Annotated in this window: 29 protein-coding genes; 12 read left to right on the forward strand and 17 right to left on the reverse strand. The window is 29.0% G+C overall.

Annotation, left to right across the window (positions count from 1 at the left end; translation table 11 throughout):
* Window positions 1–90 precede the first annotated feature (90 nt).
* From L8T90_RS06905 to L8T90_RS06915, 3 genes are read left to right on the forward strand one after another with little or no spacing between them, the layout of a single operon-like run.
* Window positions 91–543: a hypothetical protein gene (locus tag L8T90_RS06905; RefSeq protein WP_263664181.1), complete on the forward strand. Its 453-nt coding sequence runs from the start codon at window positions 91–93 to the stop codon at window positions 541–543.
* The gene (gene uvrC, locus L8T90_RS06910; RefSeq protein ID WP_263737082.1) at window positions 536–2,329 is read left to right on the forward strand and encodes an excinuclease ABC subunit UvrC; all 1,794 of its coding nucleotides are present in this window, start codon (window positions 536–538) and stop codon (window positions 2,327–2,329) included. The genes L8T90_RS06905 and uvrC overlap by 8 nt, the downstream gene beginning before the upstream one ends.
* Window positions 2,326–3,354, forward strand: coding sequence for a hypothetical protein (locus tag L8T90_RS06915; RefSeq protein ID WP_263737083.1), 1,029 nt, complete (start codon window positions 2,326–2,328; stop codon window positions 3,352–3,354). The genes uvrC and L8T90_RS06915 overlap by 4 nt, the downstream gene beginning before the upstream one ends.
* Here L8T90_RS06915 and recR read toward each other — a convergent pair.
* From recR to L8T90_RS06930, 3 genes are read right to left on the reverse strand one after another with little or no spacing between them, the layout of a single operon-like run.
* Window positions 3,341–3,913 (reverse strand): recombination mediator RecR, encoded by a 573-nt coding sequence (gene recR / locus L8T90_RS06920; protein ID WP_263683192.1) that lies wholly within the window; start codon window positions 3,911–3,913, stop codon window positions 3,341–3,343. The genes L8T90_RS06915 and recR overlap by 14 nt on opposite strands.
* A gap of 1 nt (window position 3,914) precedes the next feature.
* Window positions 3,915–5,147 (reverse strand): ArsS family sensor histidine kinase, encoded by a 1,233-nt coding sequence (locus L8T90_RS06925; protein ID WP_263707213.1) that lies wholly within the window; start codon window positions 5,145–5,147, stop codon window positions 3,915–3,917.
* Complete coding sequence (locus L8T90_RS06930; RefSeq protein ID WP_012661225.1) at window positions 5,144–5,815, reverse strand: response regulator transcription factor; 672 nt, start codon at window positions 5,813–5,815, stop codon at window positions 5,144–5,146. The genes L8T90_RS06925 and L8T90_RS06930 overlap by 4 nt, the downstream gene beginning before the upstream one ends.
* A gap of 113 nt (window positions 5,816–5,928) precedes the next feature.
* Here L8T90_RS06930 and dnaJ point away from each other — a divergent pair, with 113 nt between their 5' ends.
* Window positions 5,929–7,050 carry a molecular chaperone DnaJ gene (dnaJ, locus tag L8T90_RS06935; RefSeq protein WP_263737084.1) on the forward strand — a complete coding sequence of 374 codons (1,122 nt, stop codon included), beginning with the start codon at window positions 5,929–5,931 and terminating at the stop codon, window positions 7,048–7,050.
* Here dnaJ and L8T90_RS06940 read toward each other — a convergent pair.
* From L8T90_RS06940 to gatC, 8 genes are read right to left on the reverse strand one after another with little or no spacing between them, the layout of a single operon-like run.
* The gene (locus tag L8T90_RS06940; protein ID WP_263737085.1) at window positions 7,047–7,829 is read right to left on the reverse strand and encodes a shikimate dehydrogenase; all 783 of its coding nucleotides are present in this window, start codon (window positions 7,827–7,829) and stop codon (window positions 7,047–7,049) included. The genes dnaJ and L8T90_RS06940 overlap by 4 nt on opposite strands.
* On the reverse strand, window positions 7,826–8,632 hold the full coding sequence (locus tag L8T90_RS06945; RefSeq protein ID WP_263737086.1) for an SPOR domain-containing protein: 807 nt from the start codon (window positions 8,630–8,632) through the stop codon (window positions 7,826–7,828). Before L8T90_RS06945 ends, L8T90_RS06940 begins: the two co-directional genes overlap by 4 nt.
* 17 nt (window positions 8,633–8,649) lie before the next feature.
* Window positions 8,650–9,195, reverse strand: coding sequence for a DUF1882 domain-containing protein (locus tag L8T90_RS06950; RefSeq protein ID WP_012661221.1), 546 nt, complete (start codon window positions 9,193–9,195; stop codon window positions 8,650–8,652).
* Window positions 9,192–10,433: a serine hydroxymethyltransferase gene (locus L8T90_RS06955; RefSeq protein WP_263679599.1), complete on the reverse strand. Its 1,242-nt coding sequence runs from the start codon at window positions 10,431–10,433 to the stop codon at window positions 9,192–9,194. Before L8T90_RS06955 ends, L8T90_RS06950 begins: the two co-directional genes overlap by 4 nt.
* Complete coding sequence (gene lysS / locus L8T90_RS06960; RefSeq protein WP_263737087.1) at window positions 10,434–11,936, reverse strand: lysine--tRNA ligase; 1,503 nt, start codon at window positions 11,934–11,936, stop codon at window positions 10,434–10,436.
* A gap of 11 nt (window positions 11,937–11,947) precedes the next feature.
* Complete coding sequence (locus tag L8T90_RS06965; RefSeq protein WP_039617809.1) at window positions 11,948–12,403, reverse strand: Fur family transcriptional regulator; 456 nt, start codon at window positions 12,401–12,403, stop codon at window positions 11,948–11,950.
* Window positions 12,393–12,962, reverse strand: a complete 570-nt coding sequence (locus tag L8T90_RS06970; protein ID WP_263664171.1) for a CvpA family protein — start codon at window positions 12,960–12,962, stop codon at window positions 12,393–12,395. Before L8T90_RS06970 ends, L8T90_RS06965 begins: the two co-directional genes overlap by 11 nt.
* A 21-nt stretch (window positions 12,963–12,983) precedes the next feature.
* Window positions 12,984–13,271 (reverse strand): Asp-tRNA(Asn)/Glu-tRNA(Gln) amidotransferase subunit GatC, encoded by a 288-nt coding sequence (gatC, locus tag L8T90_RS06975; RefSeq protein WP_263737088.1) that lies wholly within the window; start codon window positions 13,269–13,271, stop codon window positions 12,984–12,986.
* Between the two features lie 149 nt (window positions 13,272–13,420).
* On the opposite strand from gatC, the gene L8T90_RS06980 reads away from it, so the two are divergent.
* The 6 genes from L8T90_RS06980 to pyk all read left to right on the forward strand — a co-directional run bounded on the left by L8T90_RS06980 (window position 13,421) and on the right by pyk (window position 18,820).
* Window positions 13,421–13,966 carry a hypothetical protein gene (locus L8T90_RS06980; protein WP_263737089.1) on the forward strand — a complete coding sequence of 182 codons (546 nt, stop codon included), beginning with the start codon at window positions 13,421–13,423 and terminating at the stop codon, window positions 13,964–13,966.
* Window positions 13,963–14,958, forward strand: coding sequence for a hypothetical protein (locus L8T90_RS06985; protein ID WP_263737090.1), 996 nt, complete (start codon window positions 13,963–13,965; stop codon window positions 14,956–14,958). The genes L8T90_RS06980 and L8T90_RS06985 overlap by 4 nt, the downstream gene beginning before the upstream one ends.
* 1 nt (window position 14,959) lies before the next feature.
* Window positions 14,960–15,292 carry a hypothetical protein gene (locus L8T90_RS06990; protein WP_263737091.1) on the forward strand — a complete coding sequence of 111 codons (333 nt, stop codon included), beginning with the start codon at window positions 14,960–14,962 and terminating at the stop codon, window positions 15,290–15,292.
* Window positions 15,279–15,902, forward strand: a complete 624-nt coding sequence (locus L8T90_RS06995; RefSeq protein ID WP_263683203.1) for a type III pantothenate kinase — start codon at window positions 15,279–15,281, stop codon at window positions 15,900–15,902. The genes L8T90_RS06990 and L8T90_RS06995 overlap by 14 nt, the downstream gene beginning before the upstream one ends.
* Window positions 15,903–16,009: 107 nt before the next feature.
* Entirely contained in the window at window positions 16,010–17,356 is a 1,347-nt protein-coding gene (locus L8T90_RS07000) for an FAD-dependent oxidoreductase (RefSeq protein ID WP_263702964.1), read from the forward strand.
* A gap of 12 nt (window positions 17,357–17,368) precedes the next feature.
* Window positions 17,369–18,820, forward strand: coding sequence for a pyruvate kinase (pyk, locus tag L8T90_RS07005; protein WP_039668148.1), 1,452 nt, complete (start codon window positions 17,369–17,371; stop codon window positions 18,818–18,820).
* A 7-nt stretch (window positions 18,821–18,827) separates the two neighbouring features.
* Here pyk and gmhA read toward each other — a convergent pair whose 3' ends face one another.
* The 4 genes from gmhA to L8T90_RS07025 are packed head-to-tail and all read right to left on the reverse strand — an operon-like array spanning window position 18,828 to window position 22,209.
* Window positions 18,828–19,388, reverse strand: coding sequence for a D-sedoheptulose 7-phosphate isomerase (gene gmhA / locus L8T90_RS07010; RefSeq protein WP_263679606.1), 561 nt, complete (start codon window positions 19,386–19,388; stop codon window positions 18,828–18,830).
* Window positions 19,378–20,751: a D-glycero-beta-D-manno-heptose-7-phosphate kinase gene (rfaE1, locus tag L8T90_RS07015; protein ID WP_263702962.1), complete on the reverse strand. Its 1,374-nt coding sequence runs from the start codon at window positions 20,749–20,751 to the stop codon at window positions 19,378–19,380. Before rfaE1 ends, gmhA begins: the two co-directional genes overlap by 11 nt.
* On the reverse strand, window positions 20,744–21,697 hold the full coding sequence (gene rfaD / locus L8T90_RS07020; protein WP_263702961.1) for an ADP-glyceromanno-heptose 6-epimerase: 954 nt from the start codon (window positions 21,695–21,697) through the stop codon (window positions 20,744–20,746). Before rfaD ends, rfaE1 begins: the two co-directional genes overlap by 8 nt.
* Window positions 21,694–22,209, reverse strand: coding sequence for a D-glycero-alpha-D-manno-heptose-1,7-bisphosphate 7-phosphatase (locus L8T90_RS07025; protein ID WP_263702960.1), 516 nt, complete (start codon window positions 22,207–22,209; stop codon window positions 21,694–21,696). The genes rfaD and L8T90_RS07025 overlap by 4 nt, the downstream gene beginning before the upstream one ends.
* Before the next feature lie 130 nt (window positions 22,210–22,339).
* Here L8T90_RS07025 and L8T90_RS07030 point away from each other — a divergent pair, with 130 nt between their 5' ends.
* Window positions 22,340–22,645 (forward strand): cytochrome c553, encoded by a 306-nt coding sequence (locus tag L8T90_RS07030; RefSeq protein WP_039668143.1) that lies wholly within the window; start codon window positions 22,340–22,342, stop codon window positions 22,643–22,645.
* 11 nt (window positions 22,646–22,656) lie between these two features.
* On the opposite strand, the gene ccoS is transcribed toward L8T90_RS07030, so the two are convergent.
* Both ccoS and L8T90_RS07040 read right to left on the reverse strand, forming a co-directional pair.
* Window positions 22,657–22,866 carry a cbb3-type cytochrome oxidase assembly protein CcoS gene (ccoS, locus tag L8T90_RS07035; RefSeq protein WP_039668142.1) on the reverse strand — a complete coding sequence of 70 codons (210 nt, stop codon included), beginning with the start codon at window positions 22,864–22,866 and terminating at the stop codon, window positions 22,657–22,659.
* Window positions 22,863–25,208 carry a heavy metal translocating P-type ATPase gene (locus tag L8T90_RS07040; RefSeq protein ID WP_263702959.1) on the reverse strand — a complete coding sequence of 782 codons (2,346 nt, stop codon included), beginning with the start codon at window positions 25,206–25,208 and terminating at the stop codon, window positions 22,863–22,865. The genes ccoS and L8T90_RS07040 overlap by 4 nt, the downstream gene beginning before the upstream one ends.
* Before the next feature lie 175 nt (window positions 25,209–25,383).
* Between L8T90_RS07040 and rho the strand changes: the two genes are divergently transcribed.
* Complete coding sequence (gene rho / locus L8T90_RS07045) at window positions 25,384–26,688, forward strand: transcription termination factor Rho (RefSeq protein WP_039617780.1); 1,305 nt, start codon at window positions 25,384–25,386, stop codon at window positions 26,686–26,688.
* Window positions 26,689–26,690: the final 2 nt, after the last annotated feature.

Consider the following 26,690-nt stretch of genomic DNA (forward strand, 5'->3'; position numbering starts at 1 on the left):
GCCATTATTATCTTTTATCTCATAAAATGGAGCATCCTTATAGCCACATGCATTTAGAAATATTAATAAAAAAAATGTTAAAATAATTAAATGAAAATTAAAACGAGTCATTACATCATCAACGAGCTTGCTGATTTTAAACATTATAAACCTTTAAAAATATTTTTTCAATATAAAGAGTTTTTAAATTTGTTTAATCACAATCACCAACAAATGATTACTAAACTCTTTATAAAAAATAATACTTTGATTATTTTAGTTAAGCACCACATTGCATATATGGAATTAAATCACGATAATACCAAAAAAATGATTAAAAGTCTCATAAAAAACTATACTTTAGCTAGGCCAATGAGTAATTTTGCAAAGGTAGAAAACATAAAAATACTCAGTGATCAAAACTTTATTTCTAAAAACAAAACTTTTAATGAACATAAAAAAGCTCACTTAGAGCTTTCTAATGGAAATTTTAAAAATCATTTTGAAAATCCTATTTTACATAACAAATTTGAAGAACTGCGAAAGCTTATAAAAAATGCTTGAAAATGAACTCAAAACCTTACCAAATTTACCTGGTGTATATCAATACTTTGATATTCAAGGTAAGCTTTTATATGTAGGTAAAGCCAAGAATTTAAAAAACCGTGTTAGAAGTTATTTTAACTTCACTCCAAATCTTTGCCCAAATCCTAACAATAGCTTGAGAATTCAAAAAATGATTAGCCAAACACATCATTTAGAATTTATCACTACAAAAAGTGAGGCTGATGCCTTAATATTGGAAAATTCTTTCATAAAACAACTTCATCCAAAATATAATATATTATTAAGAGATGATAAAACCTACCCTTATATTTACATAGATTTAAACGAAGATTTTCCTAGATTTGAAATTACAAGAAAAATCATCAAAAAAAACAAAATAAAATATTTTGGTCCGTTTTTTAAAGGAGCAAAAGAGCTTTTAAATGCTTTGTATTTATCGTTTGAACTAAGACAAAAAAAATCTTGCAAGGAGCTTTGCCTTTTTTATCAAATCAAGCGTTGTAAAGGTCCATGTGAGCAAAAAATTTCTAAACAAGAATATGAAAAAATTATCCAAAGGGCAACTCAAGCTCTTTTAAATCCCTTATCTTTGACAAAAAATTTAGAAAATAAAATGTTTGAATATGCAAAAAATGAAAACTATGAAGAAGCAGCTACTATAAGAGATCAAATCAAAACAATAGAAGATTTAAGTGTAAAAATCCAAATAGACCTTGCAAAATTAGAAGATTTTGATGTTTTTGCCATACACCATGAAGCAAATATACTCTCTATGGTGCGTTTTGTTATAAATAATGGCAGGATAATCAGCTCAAACCATAAAGTACTAACTCTAAATCATCAAGATGAATTTGACCTAAATGCAATATATAAACAATACATATTAGAAAATTACACCCAAGATAGTCCAATAAATTCAACCCGAATCTATACGCATGAAGAATTTGAAGACATGAACCTTTTGCAAAATTTACTTAGTGAAAGGTTTTCTAAAAAATTTCATCTTAAAACTCCAAAACTTGGCGAAAAAAAAGCCTTATGTGAACTTGCACTAGAAAATGCAAAAATAAACATACAAAAGCACTTAAAAAGCGATAATTATTTATTTTTAAAAGAATTAAAAGATTTTTTTAACCTACAAAATTATCCTAATTATATAGAAATTTTTGATAATTCTCATATGCAAGGTGAAGCAAATGTCGGTGCTTTGGTAGCTTATAAAGATGGACAATTTGACAAAAGTTCTTATAGACACTACCATTTATCCTATAAAAACGATTACGATCAAATGCTTCAAACCCTTAGCAAAAGGGCTTTGTCATTTGATAAAAATCCCCCACCTGATTTATGGTTAATTGATGGGGGAGATACTTTATTAAAGCTAGCCAATGATATCATAAAAAGCTCTGGTGCAAATGTAGATATTTTAGCAATTTCTAAAGAGAAAATAGATGCGAAAGCTTACAGGGCAAAAGGAAGTGCGAAAGATAAAATTTATACTCAAGAAGGCAAAATTCAACTTTCTACTGATGATAAAAAATTACAATTTTTGCAAAAATTACGTGATGAAGCACATCGCTTTGCAATTAGTTTTCATCAAAAAACAAAAAGAAAGCAAGATTTGCAAAGTTCTAGATTAATACAACTTGGAATTTCTCAAGGATATATTAAAAATTTTTTAGATTATTATGGTAGTTTTGATGAGATTAGCAAAGCTAGTTTTGATGAATTAAAATCACTTTCCAATGCAAAAATAGCTAAATTAATCAAGGAAAATTTATGATATTATTTATTAGTGCTTTGACTTTAATTTTATGTTTTTTAAATTATTATTTTTTATATCCTATGGATCAAAAATTATTCTTCATTTATACTTTTATAAGTATTTTGATTTTTATTATTGCCTGTATTTATATAATCTCAAAAAATCATAAAATCAAAAAAGACAAGACCTTGATTCAAGAGATAGAAAAATATTTTTCCTTACCAAAATCAAAATCTTTAGAAGAATTAAAAGAAAATTTAAAATTATCGTTTGATTTAATGGGTAAAAAACTGCATGAGCAAAAAAAGGAAAACCTACATCTAGAACAAAATTATCAATATCTTGCCCACGGCTTGAGCTATCTATATCTAGATAATTCTGCTTATATATTAAAACCTTTTATCAATGATTATAAACCTAACTTAGAACATAGACACTTTAAAAACATACATGCAGGTATTATCAATAATAACAAAAATGAAAATTTTCTATTGCAGTCTATTTTGCTTAAAATGGGTATTAGTAGTGAAATTTTATACAAACATAACCAAAAAGATGATAAAAATTATTCTTTTATCATTTCAAAGGAAAAAATAGATGATGTTTTAAATTTCACTTTTGAAGAAATTCATATTGAGGAGATTGTTGATTTTTTAAATACTCATTTTACACAAGAGTGTTACATTACAAGAGATTGTTATAATGTTTTAATTTTTAAATCTTCTTACTTTGAAAATGATCTTATTTTAAACATAACCAATCAATTTTGTTCACATAATCAAACCATAGATAATTTAAGTGACTTTAAAAAGGCATTACAATTTAGATTTAAATTAATTTTAGTAGACTATGAGGTTATAAAATTTGATCTAATGCATATTAGTCAAATTTTACAAGAGTACAAGATAAAAAATCCACAAATTGTAATTTTGCTTTTTTCTAAAAACAGAGTTAAAGATTGTAATTTTGCAAATTTAATCTTAAATGATATTAATAAAAGTGAATGGCTAGCATTGTTAAAACAATATATCAATCAAGTTTAGTTCTATGATTTATAGCTTTATGCAAAGATATAAAATCAACATTTTCCAAACTAACACCACTTGGAATACCTTGAGCTATTTGAGAAAAACTCAAATTTAAATCTTTTAATTTTTCTTCTATAAAAAAAACAATGGCATCAGAATTTAAGCCTTGTGTGAAAGCAAAAAATACTTCTGTGGTTTTATTATGCTCAATCATGCTTCTTAATTTTATAATATTTTCTTCACTTGTATCATCAAGTACAAAATAAAGCCCATCATAACTTCCACTATCTTCTAAAACCAAAACATCTTTAGAATCTTGAACTATACAAATAATGCTATGATTTCTTTCTATATTAGAACAAACTTCGCATAATTCATTTTCACTTAAAGCACCACATTGTGTGCATTTTTTTATCATTCTAATTGATTCTTCAATATGATAAGCAAGCTTAGAACCTAATAAGGGATCTTTTATGCAAACATGATATGCAAGCCTTAAAGCAGACTTTTTCCCTATAGTAGGCAAAGCGGAAAAGGCAGATACTAGCTCGTTAAATTTTTCCAAACCTTTCAAATTATTTTAACCTTGAAAAAACAATTTTAAAAGTATGATAGCCATCTTCATAGCTGTAGGTTAAATTATAACCGTGAAGATTGCAAATATTGTTAATGATATAAAGCCCTAGCCCCATTCCCTCTACTTGGGTATTTTGTTCTCTCACAAAAGGTTTTAAATAATAATCAAAAGTTTTTTTAAGCTGCATCCCTTTATTTCTAACAATTATATAATCCCCAGAGCATATAATCTCACACGCTTTATCATCTGAATACTTAATAGCATTATCAATTAAATTTTTAAGCATTAAAGAAAAGAGTTCTAGATCAGCAATTATCATAGTATCTTCTTTATAGGATATTTTTACTTTTTGATAAAAATCATCCCTCATTAAATAATCTTCAGCTTGCTCTAAAATCAAACTCAAATGATAGGTTTGCAAATTAAGTTGACAATTTCTTGATAAGACTTTTTCAATTTTTCCAAATTCATCAATCAACAATTCAAGTCTTTCAAAAATCGCTACTAGACGATCTTTTTGCTTTTGGTTATCTAACATTTCACAAACTATTCTACCTTTGCCAATAGGTGTTTTAAGCTCATGCATAATCATTCTTAAAAAAAACTGTCTTGATTTTACAAGCTCTTGAATTTTATTGATAGCATGGTCAAATTCAAAAGATATTTCTGAAATTTCATCATTAATCTGAGAGTATTCAGATAAAGGTTCAATTTTACCTGCACTAATATTTTTAATTTTCTTTTTTAGAATTTTTAAAGGCATTAAAGATCTTAATACTGAAAAATATAAAAATATAATCAAAATCAAACTAAAAAAGAAACTTAATAAAAATAAATATTCTAAACGCGTAGAAGCATTTAATTCATAAAGATGTTTTGTATTTAACCTTTCTACATAGAAAAAAATTTGATTATGGTAAATAATAGAAGAAAAACTTCCATATAAAGAATTAATCCTAAATACCTTTTCACCTTTTGCAATGATATGTTTTGCACTGCGATCATTTTCAACTAATTTAAAAGATTTAGAAAGAAGATACTCATGTATTGAAAAATCTTCTTTTCTTTCTAGGTTGTATATTATTTTTTCTACAATTTCTTTTTGCCTTCCTTGTTCGTTAGTTAAATAAGAATCAATCTGAACCTTTCCTAAAAGCACAAACAAGGCACAAACAAATAAAAAAGCTGTTGCAAAAAGAACGGTGATTTTAAGATTAATAGTTACTTTCATCCTATTAATTTATATCCTATTCCTCTAACTGAAAAAATATGTTTTGGCGCTTTTGAGCTATCACCAATTTTAGTTCTAAGTCTACCAATAATAACATCTAAGCTTTTAGAGTCTTTATCTTTTAAGCTTTTACAGTGATACACAAGTTGTTCTCTGCTAACCGAAAAACCATGTTGTCTTATCATATAGCTTAAAATTTCATACTCAGCAGGAGTTAAAACCAAAACCTCATCATTGTAACTTATCTCATGTCTTTTTTCATCAATTTTAAATGCCGAATTGATTATTTTCTCGGGAGTTTCATTGGTTCGTTTAGAACGACGAATCAAACTCATAATTCTTGCGTGCATTTCTTTTGGATCATATGGTTTTGGCAGGTAGTCATCTGCACCTATTTGAAGTCCTACAATTTTATCACTCAAATCACTTCTAGCTGAAGAAATAATAATAGGAATACTATATTTTTCTCTTATTTCACGACAAACTTCAAGACCATCAAGTCCAGGTAAAGTTAAATCAAGAATTAAACAATCATAGTTTTTTATACCAGCACTCATTCCCAAATATGGATCTTCATAATTAGTAACTTTTATATTAAACTGGGCCAAATATTCTGCCAAAAACTCTGCAAAATCTGGATCATCTTCGATCATTAAAACATTAATCATCTCTACCCCTTTAGTGAAAATATGTTACGAACTTAACATTATAACACATAATTTAACTATTCATTTATTTTTTTGCTAAAATTACAATATTAATTTTTCAAGAGAGGAAAAAAGTGGAACTTAATTATTATGAAATACTAGAAATTTCCCAAACTTCAGATAAAGAAACCATAAAAAAAGCATACAGAAAGATGGCTTTAAAATATCATCCTGATAGAAATCAAGGAGACAAAGAAGCAGAAGAGAAATTTAAGCTTGTAAATGAAGCTTATGAGGTGCTTAGCAATGATGAAAAAAGAAGTGTATATGATAGATACGGAAAAGAAGGGCTTAAAGGTCAAGCCGGTGGTTTTGGTGGTTTTGGAGATGTTGATTTAGGAGATATATTTTCAAGCTTTTTTGGAGATGGATTTGGTTTTGGCAGCTCAACACGTAAAAAAGAAAAAGGAAATAAATATCCTCAAGATTTAAAAATAACGACAAAAATTAGCTTTAAAGAAGCTGTTTTTGGCTGTAAAAAAAAGATCGATTTTACCTATAAAAGTTTTTGTAAATCATGCAAAGGAAGTGGTTCAGAAAATGGAAAATTAGATACTTGTCCTCATTGCGGAGGAAAAGGGCAAGTTGGTGTTAGACAAGGCTTTATGACCTTTGTGCAAAGCTGTGATCATTGTAAAGGTAGTGGTCAGATTATAAAAGATAAATGTAAAACATGTCATGGTAATGGCTATGAAGAAATAAAAGATCATATAGAACTTGATATACCAGAAGGTATAGACAGCGGTATGAGTCTTAGAGTACAAAATAAAGCAAATGAGCTTCCAAATTCTTCTCAAAGAGGTGATTTATATATCAAAATCATCGTAGAAGATGATGATAAATTTATCAGACATGATGATGATATCTATACCATAGTACCTGTATTTTTTACCCAAGCTGCTCTTGGAAAAACTATTAAAGTATCCACTATAAGAGGAGAGGCTGATCTTAAACTTCCAGTCGGTGCAAAAGATAAACAAAAATTCGAATTAGCCAACGAAGGTGTTAAAAATATTCACAATGGAAAATTAGGCTCACATATTGTACAAATTGAAATAAAATTTCCAAAAACGCTTACTGATGAACAAAAAAATCTACTATTGCAGCTTGAGAAAAGTTTTGGCTTAGCAGATGAAGAAGGCTTTATAGAACAAGAAAGTTTGTTTGATAAAATCAAATCTTGGTTTAGCCACTAAGGAAGTTTTAAAGCCATTTTCATGGCTTTAAAAATTTCTTCTGTTTTTTGACATTCTAAAAATAACTCAAGAGCAAAAACACCTTGCCATAAAAGCATTTGTGTACCATCTTTTATTTTTAAGCCATTTTCTCTTGCTAATTTTAAAAAAGGTGTATTTTTACCATATATCACATCAAAAGCATATTTGGCATGTTGAAAAATACTTTTTAAAATCTCTTCTTGGCAAGGTAATTTCTCATCATTTAAACCTGCACTAGTTGTATTGATAATCAAATCAAATTTTTTACTTAAATCAAGTTGATTATATAAAAAACATGGATAGCTAGCTAAATTTTCAAATCTAGCACTAGAACGATTTGCTACTGTAACTTCAATATATATAGATTTTAAAGCATATGCTAAAGCTTTAGCTGTACCCCCGGCACCCAAAATCAAAGCATTTTTGATAAAAGAAAAATCCTCAATTGCTTTTAAAAATCCCAAATAATCTGTATTATAAGCATAAATTTTATTATCTTTATTTAATAAAGTATTAGCAGAGCCTATATGTATAACACTTTCATCTTTAAAATCAGCTATTTCACAAGCTACTTCTTTAAAAGGTATGGTGATATTAGCACCATCTAGCTTTTGAATAATCTCTTTTAGTTTTGCTTTATCTTTTAGATGATATCTTGTATAAACTGCGTCTTCTTTGAGTGCTTGCAAGGCATTATTATGCATTCTTGGAGATTTAGAATGCATAATAGGATCACCTATAACTGCAAAAGTTTTCATTTTACTCTAAATGTAAAAGCACCTTTTGCAATTTTAGAACGTACTTTTTCTAATTCGGTCTTTAATTCACTCTCTTTATAAGGTCCAACTAAAACTTTCGTTAGCTCTTTGCCATTTACTGTTGTTTTATAAATTTTATAATCATATCCATTTTCTTTAAGTATATTTAATTCTTTTGATTTAGGATCTAAACTATTTAAAGAAAAAACTTGAATATAAGCACCTGAAGGAAGTTGTGTTTGAACATTTGGTGTTTTGATACTTTCAAATAATTCATTTGTATTGCTTTGCTCTGGAGCTTTTTGTTGCTCAACTATATTATTTTTTGGTTTTTCAGAAGGTTTTTGAGTTGGTTTTTCTATAGATTTTTCTATAGGTTTAATCTCTTCTTGTTTTTCTTCCACCTTAGCTGGCTCTTCTTTTGGCTCTATTGTAGTAATTTGATCTAAAACACTATTACTTGGAACTTCTTGCTTTTCTTCTATGGTAGTATTTGTATCATTCAAAGAACTCTCTTCTTTTAATTTTCTAGCTAAAGCTTCAAATTCATCCTCTTCTTTAGCACTATCTGTAATAGGCAAAGAATTAAAATTATTTTCATAAGCAGCTTGCTCTTGTGGTTCTGATGGCATTTGTAATGTTTTTTCTTCACCTGGGTCATTAATTAGCTTCATTACTATCATAACAACTAAAAATACAATGATTAAAATAATCGATCTAAGTAAAATTTTTTTAAGTTTTTCGCTTTTATTGCTTTTTTGCAAAATTATATCATCAAATTCGTTTTTATTGTTTTCTTCCATTTTTCATCCTTTCAAAATTACATATGTTTAGACCAAGAAGCACCGCGTTCTTTTTGATAAACTTCATAAGGCAAGGTTAATATATTAAATTCTCTAGGTATATCCATACTAGGAAAAACCTTCCACTCTACTGGCATCTTTTGAGAAAAAAGCAAAGATAGTTTTGAGCCCAAAGAACAAGCCTCGTTAAAAGTTGTGTGTCCTTTATGAATATACAAATGTAAATGATTATTAGTTCTTGTTCTATAAGCAGTAAAATTAATAAAACCTTCTTCTCTTAAAACAAGCTGCGCTCTATGCCAAAAACGCTCCGCGTTAAAACCGTTATAATCAAATACAATATTTTCAACCTTATCAAAACTATTGATCAAAGAATGCGCCACGATTATCTTTTTTTCCATATGCTCTTGTATAACACTAGCGGTTAATGGGGCATTAACTTTTTCAAATTTATCAAAGAAAATTCTACCCTTGTATTCGTATTTATTTACTATAGTATCACGCTTTATATAATAATGACTTGTAACCATTTTAATTAAAGCTAAATCCATTGTTGTAATCAAAATAAAGCCCTTTCATAAATAATAAAATTACTTGCTAAATCCTTCAGTTTAACCTTAATTTCCTCTTGTAATTTTGTATTTTGTATATCATCTAAAATATCAGCTATATAATTTGCAACAATAGAAATTTGCTCTTCTTTAAAACCTCTTGCTGTTAAAGCTGCTGTTCCAAGTCTTAAACCACTCGTTACAAAAGGACTTCTAGTTTCACCTGGAACAGTATTTTTATTAGCTGTAATACCTGCTCTTTCTAGCGCTAAATCTGCATCTTTACCACTAAATTCTTTATTTAAAAAGCTTAATAAAATCAAATGATTATCAGTACCACCGCTGACTAAATCATATTTTCTATCTATTAAAACTTGTGCCAAAGTAGCAGTATTTTTGATGATTTGCTTAGCATAAATTTTCCACTCATCACTTAAATTATATTTAAATCCAACAGCCTTAGCAGCAATTACATGCATTAATGGACCACCTTGAATGCCTGGAAAAATTGCAGAATTTATTTTTTTAGCAATTTCTTCATCATTACACATGATAATCCCGCCCCTTGGACCCCTTAAAGTTTTATGTGTAGTAGAACTTACAACATGGGCATAAGGAAATGGACTAGGATGCTCACCCGCTACAACCAAACCTGCAATATGTGCAATATCAGCAAACAAGTACGCGCCAACCTCATCTGCTATTTCTCTAAATTTGGCAAAATCAATCACTCTAGGATAAGCACTAGCACCACAAACAATAAGTTTTGGTTTAATCTCTTTTGCTATCTCTCTAACTTTATCATAATTAATTCTTCCATCAAGCTCAACTCCATAAAAAAAGCTTTCATAAACCTTTCCAGAAGAACTTACTTTAGAACCATGAGTTAGGTGTCCTCCATGGCTTAAATCCATACCCAAAATTCTATCACCTGGATTTAACAATGCCATATATACACCTTGATTTGCTTGTGAGCCTGAATTAGGTTGCACATTGGCAAAATTACAATTAAAAAGTTTTTTACATCTTTCTATAGCAATCGTTTCAATCTCATCAACAAATTCACATCCACCATAATATCTTTTACCAGGATAGCCTTCTGCATATTTATTTGTTAAAATACTTCCCATTACCTCCATAACTTCTGGTATGGTAAAATTTTCACTTGCTATCATTTCAAGACCATCACATTGTCTTGCTAACTCTTTTTGGGTTAAATCAAAAATTTCTTTATCAAATTTTTCCAACATTTACTCTCCTTTTATCTCGTTTTTAAGTGGTCTCATGGCTGGGAAAAGCACTACATCACGAATTGATTTTTTATTAATTAAAAGCATAACCAATCTATCTATTCCTATACCTTGTCCTGCAGTTGGTGCCATAGCATAACCTAATGCATTAACAAAATCCTCATCCATTTCGCATGCTTCTTCATCACCTGCATTTTTTGCTTCAATTTGCTTTAAAAATCTCTCATATTGATCTAGAGGATCATTAAGCTCATTAAATCCATTAGCAATTTCTCTACCTGCGATAAACAACTCAAATCTTTCAGCAATATCTGCATCTTTATCACTTCTTCTAGATAAAGGACTTATAGAAATAGGAAAATCTATCACAAAAGCAGGATCAATCAATTTATCTTCAACATAATTATCAAAAAGTTCAGCTTGTAAATGACCTAATTCCAATTTTTCATTGGCTTCAAATCCATCTTTTTTTAGCTTTTCCAAAATTAATTCTTTATTATTAATAAGCTCATCATCCAAACCGCCATATTTTTTTAATGCGTCTTTATAAGCAATTCTTTCAAATGGCTTAGAAAAATCAATTATTTTTTCATCAAATTCAAGTTTTTTATCTAATTTTAATTTATCTAAAAGCATAGCAAAAAGCTCTTCTGTTAAATCCATTAAATCATGATAATTATGATAAGCCCAATAAAACTCGATTGTAGTAAATTCAGGATTATGCGTTAAATCCATCCCTTCATTTCTAAAACATCTATTAATCTCATAAACCGCCTCAAAACCACCTACAATCAAACGTTTTAGATATAACTCTGGAGCAATTCTTAAAAATCTTTCCACACCCAAAGCATTGTGATAAGTTACAAAAGGCTTTGCATTTGCTCCACCTGCAATAGGATGCATCATTGGTGTTTCAACTTCCAAAAATCCTTTGTTATCAAAAAAAGATCTAATATAAGAAACTATTTTAGAACGCAAAATAAAATCTTTTCTCACCTCACTATTCATAATCATATCAAGATATCTTTTTCTATATCTTTGCTCAATATCTGTCAGCCCATGATATTTTTCCGGTAAAGGCACTATAGCTTTTGTAGCTATTTGAATTTGTTCTACATGAAGACTGAATTCTCCTGTTTTTGTCATAAAAGGAAAACCTTTAACCAAAACAATATCCCCTACTTCAAGATATTTTTTTAAAATGGCAAAGTATTCTTCCCCTAAAATGTTTTGATTAAAGTAAATTTGTAAATTATCTTGCTCATCTTCTATATTAGCAAATACTGATTTACCAGCTATCCTAAGAAGCTTTAATCTTCCTGCTAATACTCCATGAGCATTTTCATCACGCTGATTTTCTATATCTTTAATATAGATGAATTTAGCCTTATATTCACTTATACCCATTTCTTTTTTTAAAAAGTGTGGATAAGGGTTGATTCCTAGTTCTTTTAACTCCTGCGCTTTTTGAATTTTTTGTTGCTCTAAAATATTATCAAACATTAAATATACCTTTATTTTTTACTACATTGTGGACATAGGCCATAAAGTTGCATTAAATGTCCTGTTAATTTAAAATTATATTCTTTTGCGATTAACATTTGTTGCTGTTCGATAATAGGATTTTCAAATTCTACAATCTCGCCACAACTTTTACAAATCAAATGATCATGGTGAGGTTTATTTGCAAGTTCAAATTTCTTCCCTGAAGCACCAAAAGATATAGAAGTAGCCATACCAGATTCTTCTAATAAATTTAAAGTTCTATAAACTGTTGCAATGCCTACATTTAATTCGGGATTTTTTTGCTTTATTTCTACGTATAGACTTTCTGGAGTATAATGCATATCGCTATTATATAAAGTTTTTAAAAGCACTTCTCTTTGTTTAGTATATTTTAGACCATTATCTTTAAGTGTTTTTTTAAAACGCTCAAGCAAAACATCATATTCTATATTTTCAATTTGCATTATTTACCTCCGAATTTAGACTTAAATTAGAATCTATAATTTGTTCTTGTATTTTATCTAAACCATTTTGAGTAAAATCAGTATTCATTATAAAATCACCTGTTTGTCTAAGTAGATCTAATGTATAGCTATTTTTAGCATATTTTTCTAAGCTTGCATTTAAAAATTCTATATTATTAATACAAGCCACTAAAATTGCAAAAATCAAAAATATTTTAGCACTACCAAATAAAAATCCACCTATACGATCTATAAAACCAAGACCACTCATACTAAAAATCTTTGATAATATATTTCCCAAAGCCATACAAGCTACCCAAATTACAATTAACAAAACCAAAAATCCCGCAAAAATCGCAAGATTTTCGTTTTCAATTGCATAAAAATTATTATTAATAATTTCTGCTACTTCTTTAGCATATCTTGAAGCAAGTAAAACCCCGCCAACTATGCCTAATAAACCAAAAATTTCCTTAAATAAGCCACTTACCAAACCTTTTAAACCTAAAATCGCAGTTAAACCTAAAACAAATACATCAAACCAAGAAAAATTTTCCATCTATATTAAACTCCAAATATTTTATTCAATTATCTTAGGGACTATAAAAAATCCATCCTGAGAATTTGGAGCATGCTTGCTAAGTATATCTATCACATCAGATTTTCTACTTTCATCTAGTCTAAATGGAGTTGCAGCATTTGTAGTGCTAGTCATAGCTTCAACATCATCAAGTTTTAGCTCATCTAATTTTTCTACAAAATTAACAATCTGACTTAATTGTTCTTCCAATTCTTGTCTTTTATCATCGGCAATTTTTAAAGCACTTAGCTTTTCAAGTTTGGTTAATAATTTATCATCAATTTGCATAATTTACCTTAATCTTAATTTTTAACTCAAGAAAACTCTTTTTAGGTTAAAAATTATAACATAAAATCATTTATTTTTTCATTTTTATATGTTACAATTATAGACTTAAAACAATAAATAATGTTTATTCTTGCTAAAAAAGGGAAAATATGGCTTTAAAAGAAAATCTAAAAGCGGTTCAAGCGGAATTAAGCTCTCAAGAGCAAATGATGGAAAATTTTATCAAATCTGAGCGCTTTATAAAAAAATACAAATACTATTTCATTGTAATCATTGTACTTTTAATCGCATATCTTAGCGGAAGTTATTTTTACAATCTAAAACAAGAAAGTAATATTCAAGAAAGTAATATAATTTTTAACAACTTATTAAAAAATCCTTCAGACCAAAAATTACTTGAAGAATTAAAACAAAAAAGTGTAAATCTATACACCATATTCATGATGAGTCAAAACAATCAAGATCTTAATCAAACTTTAAGTCTTAACATAGATCCTTTGTTAAAACAAATAGTGCTTGCTCAAAACAATCAAAAATCAGACTTTTTGAAAGATTATAATACCTTATTGGTAGGTTTTGATTTTCTAAAACAAAACGATTTTAAAAATGCAGATATAGAATTTAATAAAATACCTATAAATTCTCCCTTATGGCAGATTATTACAAGCTTAAAACATTATCAAGGAATAAAATGAAACACTTTTATTTATTTATCATTACTTTAATATTTTTTAGTGCTTGTGGCACAAAAAGGGAGTATTACCAACCAACGCAAGCAGAACAGCTTCCTTATAGCTCTCAAAGTATTAATGGTAAAATTATAAATTTCAATAACAATATAGCACAATTAAGCAATAATTCCTTTATAGATACTATGGGAAATATTATTAATTTTAAACTAGATAAAAATTATCATATTATAAATATGCAACAAGAAGAGGTTCTTATTGGCGATGATAATGGAAATTTTAAGATTTTAAATTTACAAGGTGATGAATTATTTTCTCATAAATTTAATGAAAGTGTAGTGAGTGCAAGTATAGATGGAGATGATATAGCTTTAATTTTAGCTAGCAATACCTTGGTATATGCAAATAAAAATCTTGGTATTAAAATGCTTCAAAATCTTGGCACAGCATATGCTCAAGATAGTCGTTATGCTAATCCTTATTTTTTAAATACCATTATTATATATCCTATGCTTAATGGAAAATTAGCCATACTTAATAAAAGCACACTAAAAGTGAGTAAAGAAATTTTAGTAAGTAGTGAGGAATTTTTTAACAATATCATCTATCTTCATGTTAAAAATGATACTATGGTTGCTGCAACTGCACAAAAAATCATCGTTGTTACTCCAAATAGAACCTTATATTTAAACGAAAATATTAAAGAAGTAAACACTAATGATAATGAAATTTTTGTACTAACAAAAGATGGAAGAGTTATTAAAAATGATTATAATCTTAGAAAAATCGATGAAGTAAAATTTCAGTTTGCTCTGTTTTCTAAAAGCACCTTGCACAATAACTCTTTGTATATTTTTGAAAAAACAGGTTATTTGATCAAGCTAAATACAAATTTGAAAGATTATACAGTATATAAACTAAGTGAAGCCGTTGATAAAAAAAGTTTTATGGCTAATGGTAAATTTTTCTTTCAAAATAAATTTTTACAATTAAACTAAAATGAATCAAGAGCTTAGTGATATTCTTATAAAATATGGGATTGTTTTAAAAAATACTAAATCCTTAGATATCCATGCTTTTAGTAAAAAGAAAAAATTAATTTGTATTTATGGAGAGAATACAAACAAACAGTGTTGTTTGATTTTATTTTCTTTTACAAAAAGTAAAATTTTAACAAAAGAATGTCTAGATTTTGAAAGTATTTTTCAAAATATAAACCAAACTCTAAACTTAAATTTTCAAAATTATTTTATATTTCACCAAGCTTTAATTTGTTCTAAAGCAAAAGAATATCTAGCTACCAAAGGGATTAAAAATTATGCTTTTATGTGATATTGGTAACACAACCGCTAGTTTTCTAAATGAGCAAAAATTTTATTCTATGAGTATTGAGCAGTTTTTACAATACGAACCTACACAAAAAGTATTTTATATCAATGTAAATCCAAATTTAGAGCAAAGATTAGAACAAAATCCTTTATTTATCAATCTTGCCTCATATTTTAATTTTGATACTATTTATGAGAATTTAGGGGTTGATAGAATAGCAGCATGTTACACTATAGAAGATGGTGTTGTAGTTGATGCGGGTTCTGCAATAACTGTAGATATTATTTCTAATTCTATTCATCTTGGGGGATTTATACTCCCAGGTATTGAAAGCTATAAAAAGTCTTTTTCCAATATTTCATCACGTTTAAGATACGAGCTAAACACACAGATTAATTTTGATGCTTTCCCTCAAAGAACCGTTGATGCTTTAAGTTATGGAGTTTTTAAAAGCATATATTTACTTATAAAAGATAGTGCATATGATAAAAAATTATATTTTACAGGCGGAGATGGGCAATTTCTTGCAAATTTTTTCGACTATGCAATTTATGATAAATTTTTAATTTTTAGAGGTATGAAAAAAGCTGTTTGTGAAAATTTTATACTTTAAAATTTATTTCTATACCCAAGCACTTGAAATTATAAAATTTATTTACTCAAAACAACTATATTTTGATATTATTAGCAAAATCAAACACACAAAAGGAATTGATAACAATGGATCAAAAACATTTTGATACCGTGGTAATTGGCGGTGGGATTTCTGGTGCTGCAGTATTTTACGAGCTGGCTAGATACACAAATATTCAAAATATTGCTTTGTTAGAAAAATACAATAGCGCCGCAACTTTAAATAGCCATAGCACAAGCAATTCACAAACTATCCACTGTGGTGATATAGAGACAAATTACACTTTAGAAAAAGCAAAAAAAGTTAAAACAACAGCAGATATGATTGTAAAATATGGTCTTTTGCAAAATGCACAAAATAAGTTTATGCACTCACACCAAAAACTCGCACTTGCAGTTGGAGACAAAGAATGCGAGTATATGAAAAATAGATATGAAGAATTTAAAGAATTATATCCTTATATTAAATTTTATACTAAAGATGAAATTAAGCAAATAGAACCTAATGTTGTATTAGGCGAAGATGGCATGAATGATAGAACCGATGAAGTAGTAGCTATGGGTGTAGAAGCAGGAGTGGTTTATACTACAGTAGATTTTGGCTTGATGAGTCAAAATCTTATAGAGCAAGCTTGTAAACAAGGAAAAAATACTCATGTTGCCTATAATCAAGAAGTTGTGTTTATAGAAAAAAAAGATGATATTTTTTATATTAAAACAAAAGATTTTAAAGAATATAGCGCGAAATCTATTATAGTAAATGCAGGAGCGCATTCTTTATTTTTGGCACATAAAATGGGTATAGGATTAGATAAATCTTGCTTTCCGGTTGCAGGAAGTTTTTATATGTCTAAAAGAAAAATTTTAAATGGTAAAGTTTACATGGTGCAAAATCCAAAACTACCATTTGCTGCGCTACATGGTGATCCTGATTTATTAGCTAATATGAATACACGCTTTGGCCCTACTGCCTTAGTTATCCCTATGTTAGAAAGATACCATGGTTTTAAATCACTACCTGAATTTTTCAAAACACTTAACTTAGACATGAATGTAGTCAAAATTTGCCTTAATCTTTTTAAAGATTCTACTATTAGAAATTATATTCTTTATAATTATTTATTTGAAATTCCTTACATTAACAAAAGACTTTTTGTAAAAGATGCCAAAAAAATAGTTCCTAGTTTAAAAACAGATGATATTTACTATGCTAAAAACTTTGGCGGAGTACGCCCTCAAGTGCTTGATAAAAAGGCAGGAGAACTAATGCTTGGTGAAGCAAGTATCACTGAAATTCCAGGTATAATTTTCAATATGACCCCAAGTCCAGGTGCTACAAGCTGTCTTGGCAATGGTTATAGAGATGCAAAACTTATTTGTCAATACTTGGGTGCTAATTTTAATGAGGATTTATTTACTAGCGAACTACTATAAAAAGGATAAAAAATGCTAAAAAAAACAAAAATAGTTGCAACGATTGGACCAGCAAGTGAAAACGAAGCTACAATAAGACAAATGATTATTAATGGGGTAAATGTTTTTCGTTTAAATTTTTCACATGGAACCCATGAGTATCATAGTCAAAATCTAGCTACTATTAGAAAAGTGGCAACTGAACTTAATGCAAGAATTGGAATTTTGCAAGATATTAGTGGACCAAAAATTAGAACCTTAAAAATTCCAGAAGCTTTTGAATTAAAAAATGGAGATAGACTAGACTTTTACAAGGATACTTTTGAAGGAGAAAAACTTTCTAATGAACATTATAAAGTCTGTATTAATCATCCTGAAATTCTTTCAATGCTAAAGGTAGGAGAATACATCTATCTTTGTGATGGCTCCATCAAAACTAAAGTAGTGCAAGTTGAAAAAGATTTTATCCAAACCCAAGTAGAAAATAGCGGGGTGCTTAGTTCAAACAAGGGAATTAATTTTCCTAATACAAAAATTAATATCGATGTTATCACCCAAAAAGATAAAGACGATCTTGCATGGGGTATTAAAAATGATGTTGACTTTTTAGCCATCTCTTTTGTACAAAATGCTCATGATATTGATGAAGTTAAGAAAATACTTGATGAAAATAATGCCAAAATTGCTATTTTTGCAAAAATAGAAAAATTTGATGCTGTTGAAAATATCGATGAAATCATAAATTGCAGTGACGGTATAATGGTAGCAAGAGGGGATTTGGGTATTGAAGTGCCTTATTATAGAGTGCCAAATATACAAAAACTCATCATTAAAAAGGCTAACGAGGCTAATAAACCTGTCATCACTGCTACTCAAATGCTTTTTTCACTTGCAAAATCCAAAACTGCCACAAGAGCTGAAATTTCAGATGTTGCTAATGCTGTGCTTGATGGTACTGATGCGGTTATGCTTAGCGAAGAAAGCGCAGTAGGGATTGATCCGGCAAATGCGGTTGATATTATGACTCAAACCATTATAGAAACAGAAAAAAACTATCCTTATGAAAAATTTGAAACCTTTAAATGTTTCAATGAAACCGATATTATTGCTAAATCAAGCACACAACTAGCAACCGATTTAAATGCAAATGCAATTTTTACCATCACAAGTAGTGGTGCTTCTGCGGTTAAAACAGCAAGATATCGTCCAAAAATGGATATCATAGCTATTACTCATTCTAAAAAAGCTTTAAATTTTTTAAGTATAGTTTGGGGAGTTCAACCTGCTATATTAATAGAAAAACATGAAAATTTAACAGAGCTTTTAAGCAATTCTGTAAAACTTGGAGTCGAAAAAGGCCTTATGAAAAAAGATGGAGTTTATACTCTTACTGCAGGTTTTCCAATAGGTGTTGCAGGAAGTACAAATTTAATTAGAATTTTACAAAAAGATCAAATTGAATATTATTTAAGTTTGGGAAAATAACCCAAACTTAATATTCTTCTTCTATCAAATCACATAAACAATGTATAATTAAAATATGCATTTCTTGAATTCTAGCTGTATCATCGCTTGGAATGACTATATTATGCTCACATAATTTATTCATCACTCCACCACCCTTTCCACTGAGTCCTATACACTTAGCACCAATTTCTTTGGCCTTTTCAAAAGCTTTAATCACATTTGGACTTTTTCCACTAGTAGAAATTCCAATCAATACATCATTATCGCTAGCTAAAGCTTCAACTTGCCTTGAAAAAACAAATTCAAAACCATAATCATTTCCTATAGCACTTAAAGCAGAAGTATCAGTGCTTAGAGCAATAGCAGCTAAAGCCTTTCTTTCTTTTTTATATCTTCCGCTAAGTTCAGCTGCAAAATGCTGGCTATCTGCAGCGCTTCCACCATTTCCACAAATTAAAATTTTCCCACCACTTTTCAAGCACACTTTTAACTCTTGAGCAACCATAGCAATTTGCTCTTTTAAACTCAAACTTTGTTCTAAAGTTTTTTGATGTTGAATAAATTCCTTTTCGATTTTATTTATCATTTGCAATCCTATTAATTATATTGGTAGTGCTAAATCCATCTTCAAAGTCGATCAATTCTACTTTTTTTACTAAATTTGAACCCACTACCTCTTTGTCTTTATAATCAGCTCCCTTAACTAGCACATCAGGTTTTAAAAACTCTATCAATTCATAAGGAGTATCCTCATCAAAAATCACTACATAATCTACAAAATACATGCTCGCAAGCATACATGCACGTTGAAACTCTAAATTTATAGGTCTTGAATTTCCTTTTAGTCTTTTTACGCTTTCATCTGAATTTAAACCTACAACTAAGATATCTCCTAATTTTTTAGCTTTTTCAAGATATTTTATATGACCATAATGCATAATATCAAAACACCCGTTGGTAAAAACTACTTTTTGATCTTGTAGCAATTTTACAAGCTCTTCTTTGCTTTTAATTTTATCTTCAAAAGAAGCTTTTTTGAGGTTTTTTATCTCTTCTAAACTTACACTCACACTTCCTACTTTTGCTACCACAACAGCTGCTGCATCATTTGCTAGCTCGCACGCTTTTACAATATCAACTTTTAAAGCCAAAGTATAAGCAAGCATAGCTATAACACTATCTCCAGCTCCTGTTACATCATAAACCTCCAAGGCTTTTGCAGGGATAATATGTAATTTTTCATCAAAAAGTGCTATTCCTTCTTCAGATAAAGTTATAATAGAATAAGCTAAATTTAAATCATCTTTTAATTTTTTCAAAGCTTTTTCTAAATTATCAATTTTTTCTACACCCAAAGCTTGAATAGCTTCTTTTTTATTTGGAGTTAGCAAGGTTGCATTTTGATATTTGCTAAAATCACTTCCTTTTGGATCAATCAAAATAGGTAAATTTAAAGTATTTGCATGCTCTATCAAAGCTTTTGTTACTTTTGAAGTTAAAATCCCTTTGGCATAATCACTCAAAACAATCGCATCATAATCTTTTGCGATTTTTTTATACTCTTGAATAATTTCATCTTCTAATTTAGTATCAAAATCATTCTCATCATCAAGCCTTAAAACTTGCTGAGAATGTGATAAAACTCTGCTTTTAAGAGGGGTTTTTCTATCTTTTTCTACTAATAATTTTGCATTTAAATTCTCTTTTAAAAATCTTCCACTCTCATCATCACCCACAAGTCCTAGAGCAAAAACCTCAGCGCCAAGACTTTTTAAATTTGCATATACATTGCCAGCTCCACCTAGTCTTTTATCTTCTTTTTGTGATTTCATCACCATTACAGGAGCTTCTGGAGAAATTCTAGTACAATCACACCATATATAATGATCCACCATAAAATCCCCAACAACTAAAATTTTTGGCTTTTTAGAACTTAAAAAATCAAGCATTTACTTCCTTTTCATAAAGCCTTTTAATCTCATCTAAATAATCTTTTATCCCCTCTTCAAGACTAAATTTAGCTTTATATGAAAAACTCTCATCTAATTTTGCTTGAGTATGAAATTGATAAGCGTTTTTATAAGGATTAGGAATATACTCACAAGGATAATTAGTGTTTAATTCTTTTTGTAAAATATCAACTATATCTTGAAAAGTTCTTGCCTTACCTGTAGCTACATTATAAATTCCGCTTTTTGCTTCTAAAGCTTGCAAATTTGCACTCACAACATCTTTAATATATACAAAATCACGATAAATTTGATCACTTCCTTCAAACAAACGCGGACTTTTACCCGCTAAAATTTGATGTCCAAATTGCAAAATCATAGAAGCAGTGCTATTTTTAAAAAATTCTCCCTTGCCATATACATTAAAATATCTAAGCCCGACTATATGCATTTTATCAAAGTATTTTTTTGCTAATTTATCCATCATTAATTTTGAAAATGCGTAAGGATTTTTAGGGGCTTCACTTAAATTTACAGTTTGTGGGCTTGGAGCATCTCCATAAACTGAAGCTGAACTTGCATAGATTAGTTTTGCATTAAGCTCCAAAGCAAGTTCTATAAAATCTTTAAAAGTGTTTAAATTAGTCTTTAAAACTTTGTTTTGATCATAAACAGTTGTATCTGAAATTGCAGCCTTATGAAAGATCGCATCGGGTTCAAAATCTTTTACAACCTTTAAAGTTTTTTCATCGTTAATATCACCCACATAAAGCTCACCTTCAAAATCTAAAATATTTTTAAAATGGCCAAAGCTTTCTAAATTTCCATTTTCAAAAGTAGCACTTGAGCGCATTTTATCTACAATCAAAACTTCATGTTTATCTTGAAGTTCTAAAGCAAGTGCAGAGCCTATAAAACCTGCTCCACCCGTTATCACTATTTTCATTTTCTATCCTTTAAATAATGCAAAAGTTCTTTTAAATTTTTAAAGACCTTATAGTTTTTATCATCATTATAATTTTTATTAATCAAAAATAGATTTTTTACACCAGCATTAATTCCAGCTTGCATATCGCTTAAATTATCCCCTATAAAAAAAGATTGTGAAAAATCTATATCAAATTCTTGTTGTGCTTTTAAAAGCATGCCAGGTTTTGGCTTACGACATTCACAATTTTCTAAATGCGGGCAGTGATAAATTTTTTCTATTCTAATGTTTCTTTTTAAAAACTTATCCAACATATATGAACTTAAAATTTCAAAATCTTTTTCACTATAATAAGCTCTTGCAATGCCTGATTGATTAGTAGCTACAAAAATTAAAAAATTTTGCTTTTGAAAAAATTCGCAAAGTTCAAAAATACCATCACAAAATTCAAAATCACTGATCTTGTGAACATATTTTTTATCTATATTAATAATCCCATCTCTATCTAAAAATAACGCCCTTGTTTTCATAAAAAAATTATAATGTATTTTTATTAAGATTTTTATAATTTATCAAGTAAAAAAGTTTTTTAAGCGACTTTAAATAAAAAAAGTTTATAATTCAAAACATTTTATTTTCAATTTATATAGGAGTGATACAATGAAAAAGCTACTTGTGTTATCAGCTTTAGCATGTCTTGGTGTTTCAGCTTTTGCTGCAGATGGTGCTACACTTTACAAAAAATGTGCAGTATGTCATGGTGCTAAAGCAGATAAAGTTTATCTTAACAAAGTTCCTGCTTTAAATTCTTTAACTGCTGCTGAAAGATTGCAATACATGAAAGACTATGCAGCAGGTAAAAGAAACGCTTATGGTCAAGGTGCTATCATGAAAATCAACCTTAAAGGTTTAACAGAAGCAGATTTCAAAGCAATTGAAGAATATATCGAAAGCTTAAAAAAATAATTTAACAGCCTTTATGGCTGTTTTTTGTTCTTTTCTAAAGCCTCTTTTTTTCTTTTTTCTAAAATCACCGCATCATTTAAAGCTTCTTCACTATCATTTAAAGTAGTAAATTTATAATCATCATCAAATTGTTTATTCTTTATACCCCAAAGCAAAGCACAAATCGCCAAAAACAAAGCAACCAAAGAAACGCCTATCATCATCATTAAAACACCGTTCATTTTTTAATCCTTAAAGCATTTAAAATCACTATTATACTACTAAAAGACATTGATAAAGCCGCGATTAAGGGATTAATCAAACCAAAAAAAGCTAAAGGCATGCTCAAGGCATTATAAAATAAAGAAAAAGCCAAATTTTGTTTAATAATTTGATAAGTTTTTTTAGCTATTTGTATGGCTTTTTGTAGGCTTTTTAGGTCATTTTTTAACAATATAATATCACTATTTTCCATAGCAAGTTCAGAACCTTCTTTTAAAGAAACCCCAACACCTGCATAAGAAAGTGCTAAAGCATCATTTACTCCATCTCCTACCATTAAAACCTTACCTGTTTGATTTAAATTAGCTATTATTTGCATTTTATCTTCTGGCATACACGAGGCTTTGAAATTATTTATTTTTAATTTTTCAGCCACCTTACTCACAGCAGATAAATTATCACCACTTAACATATAAATTTGCATTTTACATTCTTTCATAAATCCAATCAACTCTTCAGAGCTTTCTCTTATGCTATCTTCTAACTCAAAAACTGCTAATATGATTTTATTTTTAGCAAATATAAAATGCGTGGTTTGAAATTCTTGTACTTGCATATGATTTTCTTCGAAAAATTTCTCATTTCCTCCCAAAAATTCATCTTTACCCAAAAAGGCTTTATAACCTCTTGCTTGAAAATTTTGAACTTTTTCAAATTCTATTCTGCCATCGATTTTTTCATCTAAAAATTTCAAAATGCTTTTAGCCACTGGGTGGTTAGTTAGGTGTAAGAAATTTAATAACTCATTTTTATCCAAACTCTCATCCAAAAAGCTTTTTTTAACTTCTAAGCTAGCCTTTGTTAAAACCCCTGTTTTATCAAAAACAACCACATTACACTTGCTCAAATCCTCCACAACACCTGCTTCTTTAAATAAAATTTTTTCTTTCAAACCAGCACTAATTGCTACTAAAGAACTCACCGGAGTAGCCAAAGCTAAAGCACATGGGCAAGCTATAATTAACACAGAAACCATGCGTATCATAGCCTCTTCAAAACCCAAATTTAACACAAAAAAAGTAAAAGCAAAGCAAAGTAAAGCACAAGTTAAAATAATAGGTGAAAAATACTTACTTACTTGCTGTACCATTTTTTCTATTTTGGCTTTTTTTGAACTGGAGTTTTCAAGTAAATTAATAATCCTAGCTAATTTAGAATCCTTATAAAGTGCATTTGCCCTATATAAAGCATTCCCGCTTAAAACCAAAGAAGCAGAATAAATCATATCATCTTTTTGCACATCAAGTGGTAAACTCTCTCCACTTAAACTAGACATATCCAAGCTAATATTACCACTAACACACACTCCATCTATTAAAATTCTATCGCCTTCTTTTAATTCTATAATATCTCCTATTTGTACTTCTTCTACATCGATATTTTCTATTTTGTCATTTTTTAAAACCCTTACTTCACTACTTAAAAACGATCGTAAATGATCAAGCGTATCAAGGGCTTTTTTCTTACTTAAAAGCTCTAAGTACTTTCCTATAAAAACAAAACAAATAATCATCGCCACAGAATCAAAATACACTTGCGAAGCTCTTGAAAACATTGCCCATATTGAATATATATAAGCTAAACTTGCCCCACTAATTACCAAAGTATCCATATTAACACTTTTAAATTTCAAAGCATAATAGGCATTTTTATAAAAGATTGAGCCTGTATAAAAAAGCACAGGAGTACAAAGTAAAAATTCAGCAAAATGTAAAATATCCTTAGTATCAGCTTCCATGCCACTAAAAAATCCAGCATACTTGGCTACAGATATCCACATGATATTCATCACACAGGCTATGGCAACTATTAATTTTGCATAAAAATCTCTTTTAGTTTGAGTTGCTCTTTGTTCATTCTTTGTAGGCAAATACACACTAGCTTTATAACCAATACTTTCTATGCTTTGGATAATTTTTGCTAAATTTATACTTTTTTCATCAAAAACAATTCTAGCTTTATGAGTAATAGAATTAATATCAACTTCTATCACTCCTTCACTTTTAATGAGAATTTTTTCATTAAGCCAAACACAGGCAGCACAATGAATTTCTTCTATAAGTAAAAAAATCTCACTAAAACCTTCTTTGGTTTGTTGTATGTATTTTTCATAATCTTTAACATTATGTTCTATTATGGCAGGAGTTAGGGTTTGATTGCCAAGTTTTTCATAAAATTCTTCCAAGTTATTTTCTTGTAAAATCTCATAAACACTTTCACAGCCTTTACAACAAAAATAATTTCCATTTTTTTCTATCATTTGATCTTGTCTGAAACTTAATTGGCAGTGTTTACATTTCATCTTATACTTTCTTCAATAATTTTTTACAATATTTTATCATTTTTTTAAAATCGCTATTTTAAAAATTATTTACAAAGCTATATTATAATTTTAAAAATTTGACAAAGAAGCATTTTTTTGAATAAAATCTCTTATTCATTATTAAATACTACATTTTCTACATTTTAGAGGATATATGGAAAATACAAAAGAAAAAAAACAACATCAAAGAACACACATTCCAGTGGAAGGTTATAAGATAGAAGATTTAAAGTTGCTTGATCTAGAAAGCTTAGTTAAAATTGCTAATGAAGCAGAAATAGAAAACCCAAGAGAATTTAGAAGACAAGATCTTATTTTTGAAATTCTAAAAGCACAAACCAAAAAAGGTGGTTTTATACTCTTTACAGGAATTTTAGAAATTTCACCTGAAGGCTATGGCTTTTTGCGTGGAATGGATTCAAATTTAAGCGATAGTGTAAATGATGCTTATGTGTCAAACTCACAAATTCGCAAATTTGCTCTGCGTGTTGGAGATATAGTTACTGGTCAAGTTAGAGAACCAAAAGATCAAGAAAAATACTATGCTTTGTTAAAAATCGAAGCAATTAATTATCTTCCATTAAAAGAAGCTAGAGAAAGACCTTTATTTGACAATCTTACTCCAATTTTTCCAACTGAAAAAATCAAATTAGAATACGATCCTTTAAAACTTACAGGTAGAATGCTTGACTTATTTGCCCCTATAGGAAAAGGCCAAAGAAGCTTAATCGTAGCACCTCCAAGAACTGGTAAAACTGAGCTAATGAAAGAATTAGCTACTGCTATTGCCAAAAATCACCCAGAGGCTCATTTGATTGTGCTTTTGGTAGATGAGCGCCCTGAAGAAGTTACAGATATGCAAAGATGTGTCAAAGGCGAAGTTTTTAGCTCAACTTTTGACTTACCTGCTTATAATCATGTTAGGGTAGCTGAACTTGTTATAGAAAAAGCAAAAAGGATGGTAGAAACAGGTAAAGATGTCATTATTTTGCTTGATTCTATTACAAGATTAGCAAGAGCTTATAATACCGCTACGCCAAGTAGTGGTAAGGTTTTAAGCGGTGGGGTTGATGCAAATGCCTTGCATAAACCAAAACGCTTTTTTGGTGCAGCTAGAAATATAGAGCATGGTGGCTCATTAACCATTATAGCAACTGCTTTGATAGAAACAGGCTCAAGAATGGATGAAGTAATTTTTGAAGAATTTAAAGGAACGGGAAATAGTGAAATCGTTCTTGATAGAAATATTTCAGATAGAAGAATTTATCCTGCAATTAACATCATAAAATCAGGTACTAGAAAAGAAGAATTGCTCCAAGGTGTTGAAAAGCTTCAAAAAATTTGGGCAATTAGATCAGCTATTTCACAAATGGATGACATAGAAGCTTTAAAATTCTTATACTCTAAAATGCTAAAAACCAAAAGCAATGAAGAGTTATTATCTATCATGAATGAGTAGCA

Origin of the sequence: Campylobacter sp. RKI_CA19_01121, from assembly GCF_025771295.1 — a bacterium.
In the GTDB taxonomy this organism is placed as follows: domain Bacteria; phylum Campylobacterota; class Campylobacteria; order Campylobacterales; family Campylobacteraceae; genus Campylobacter_D.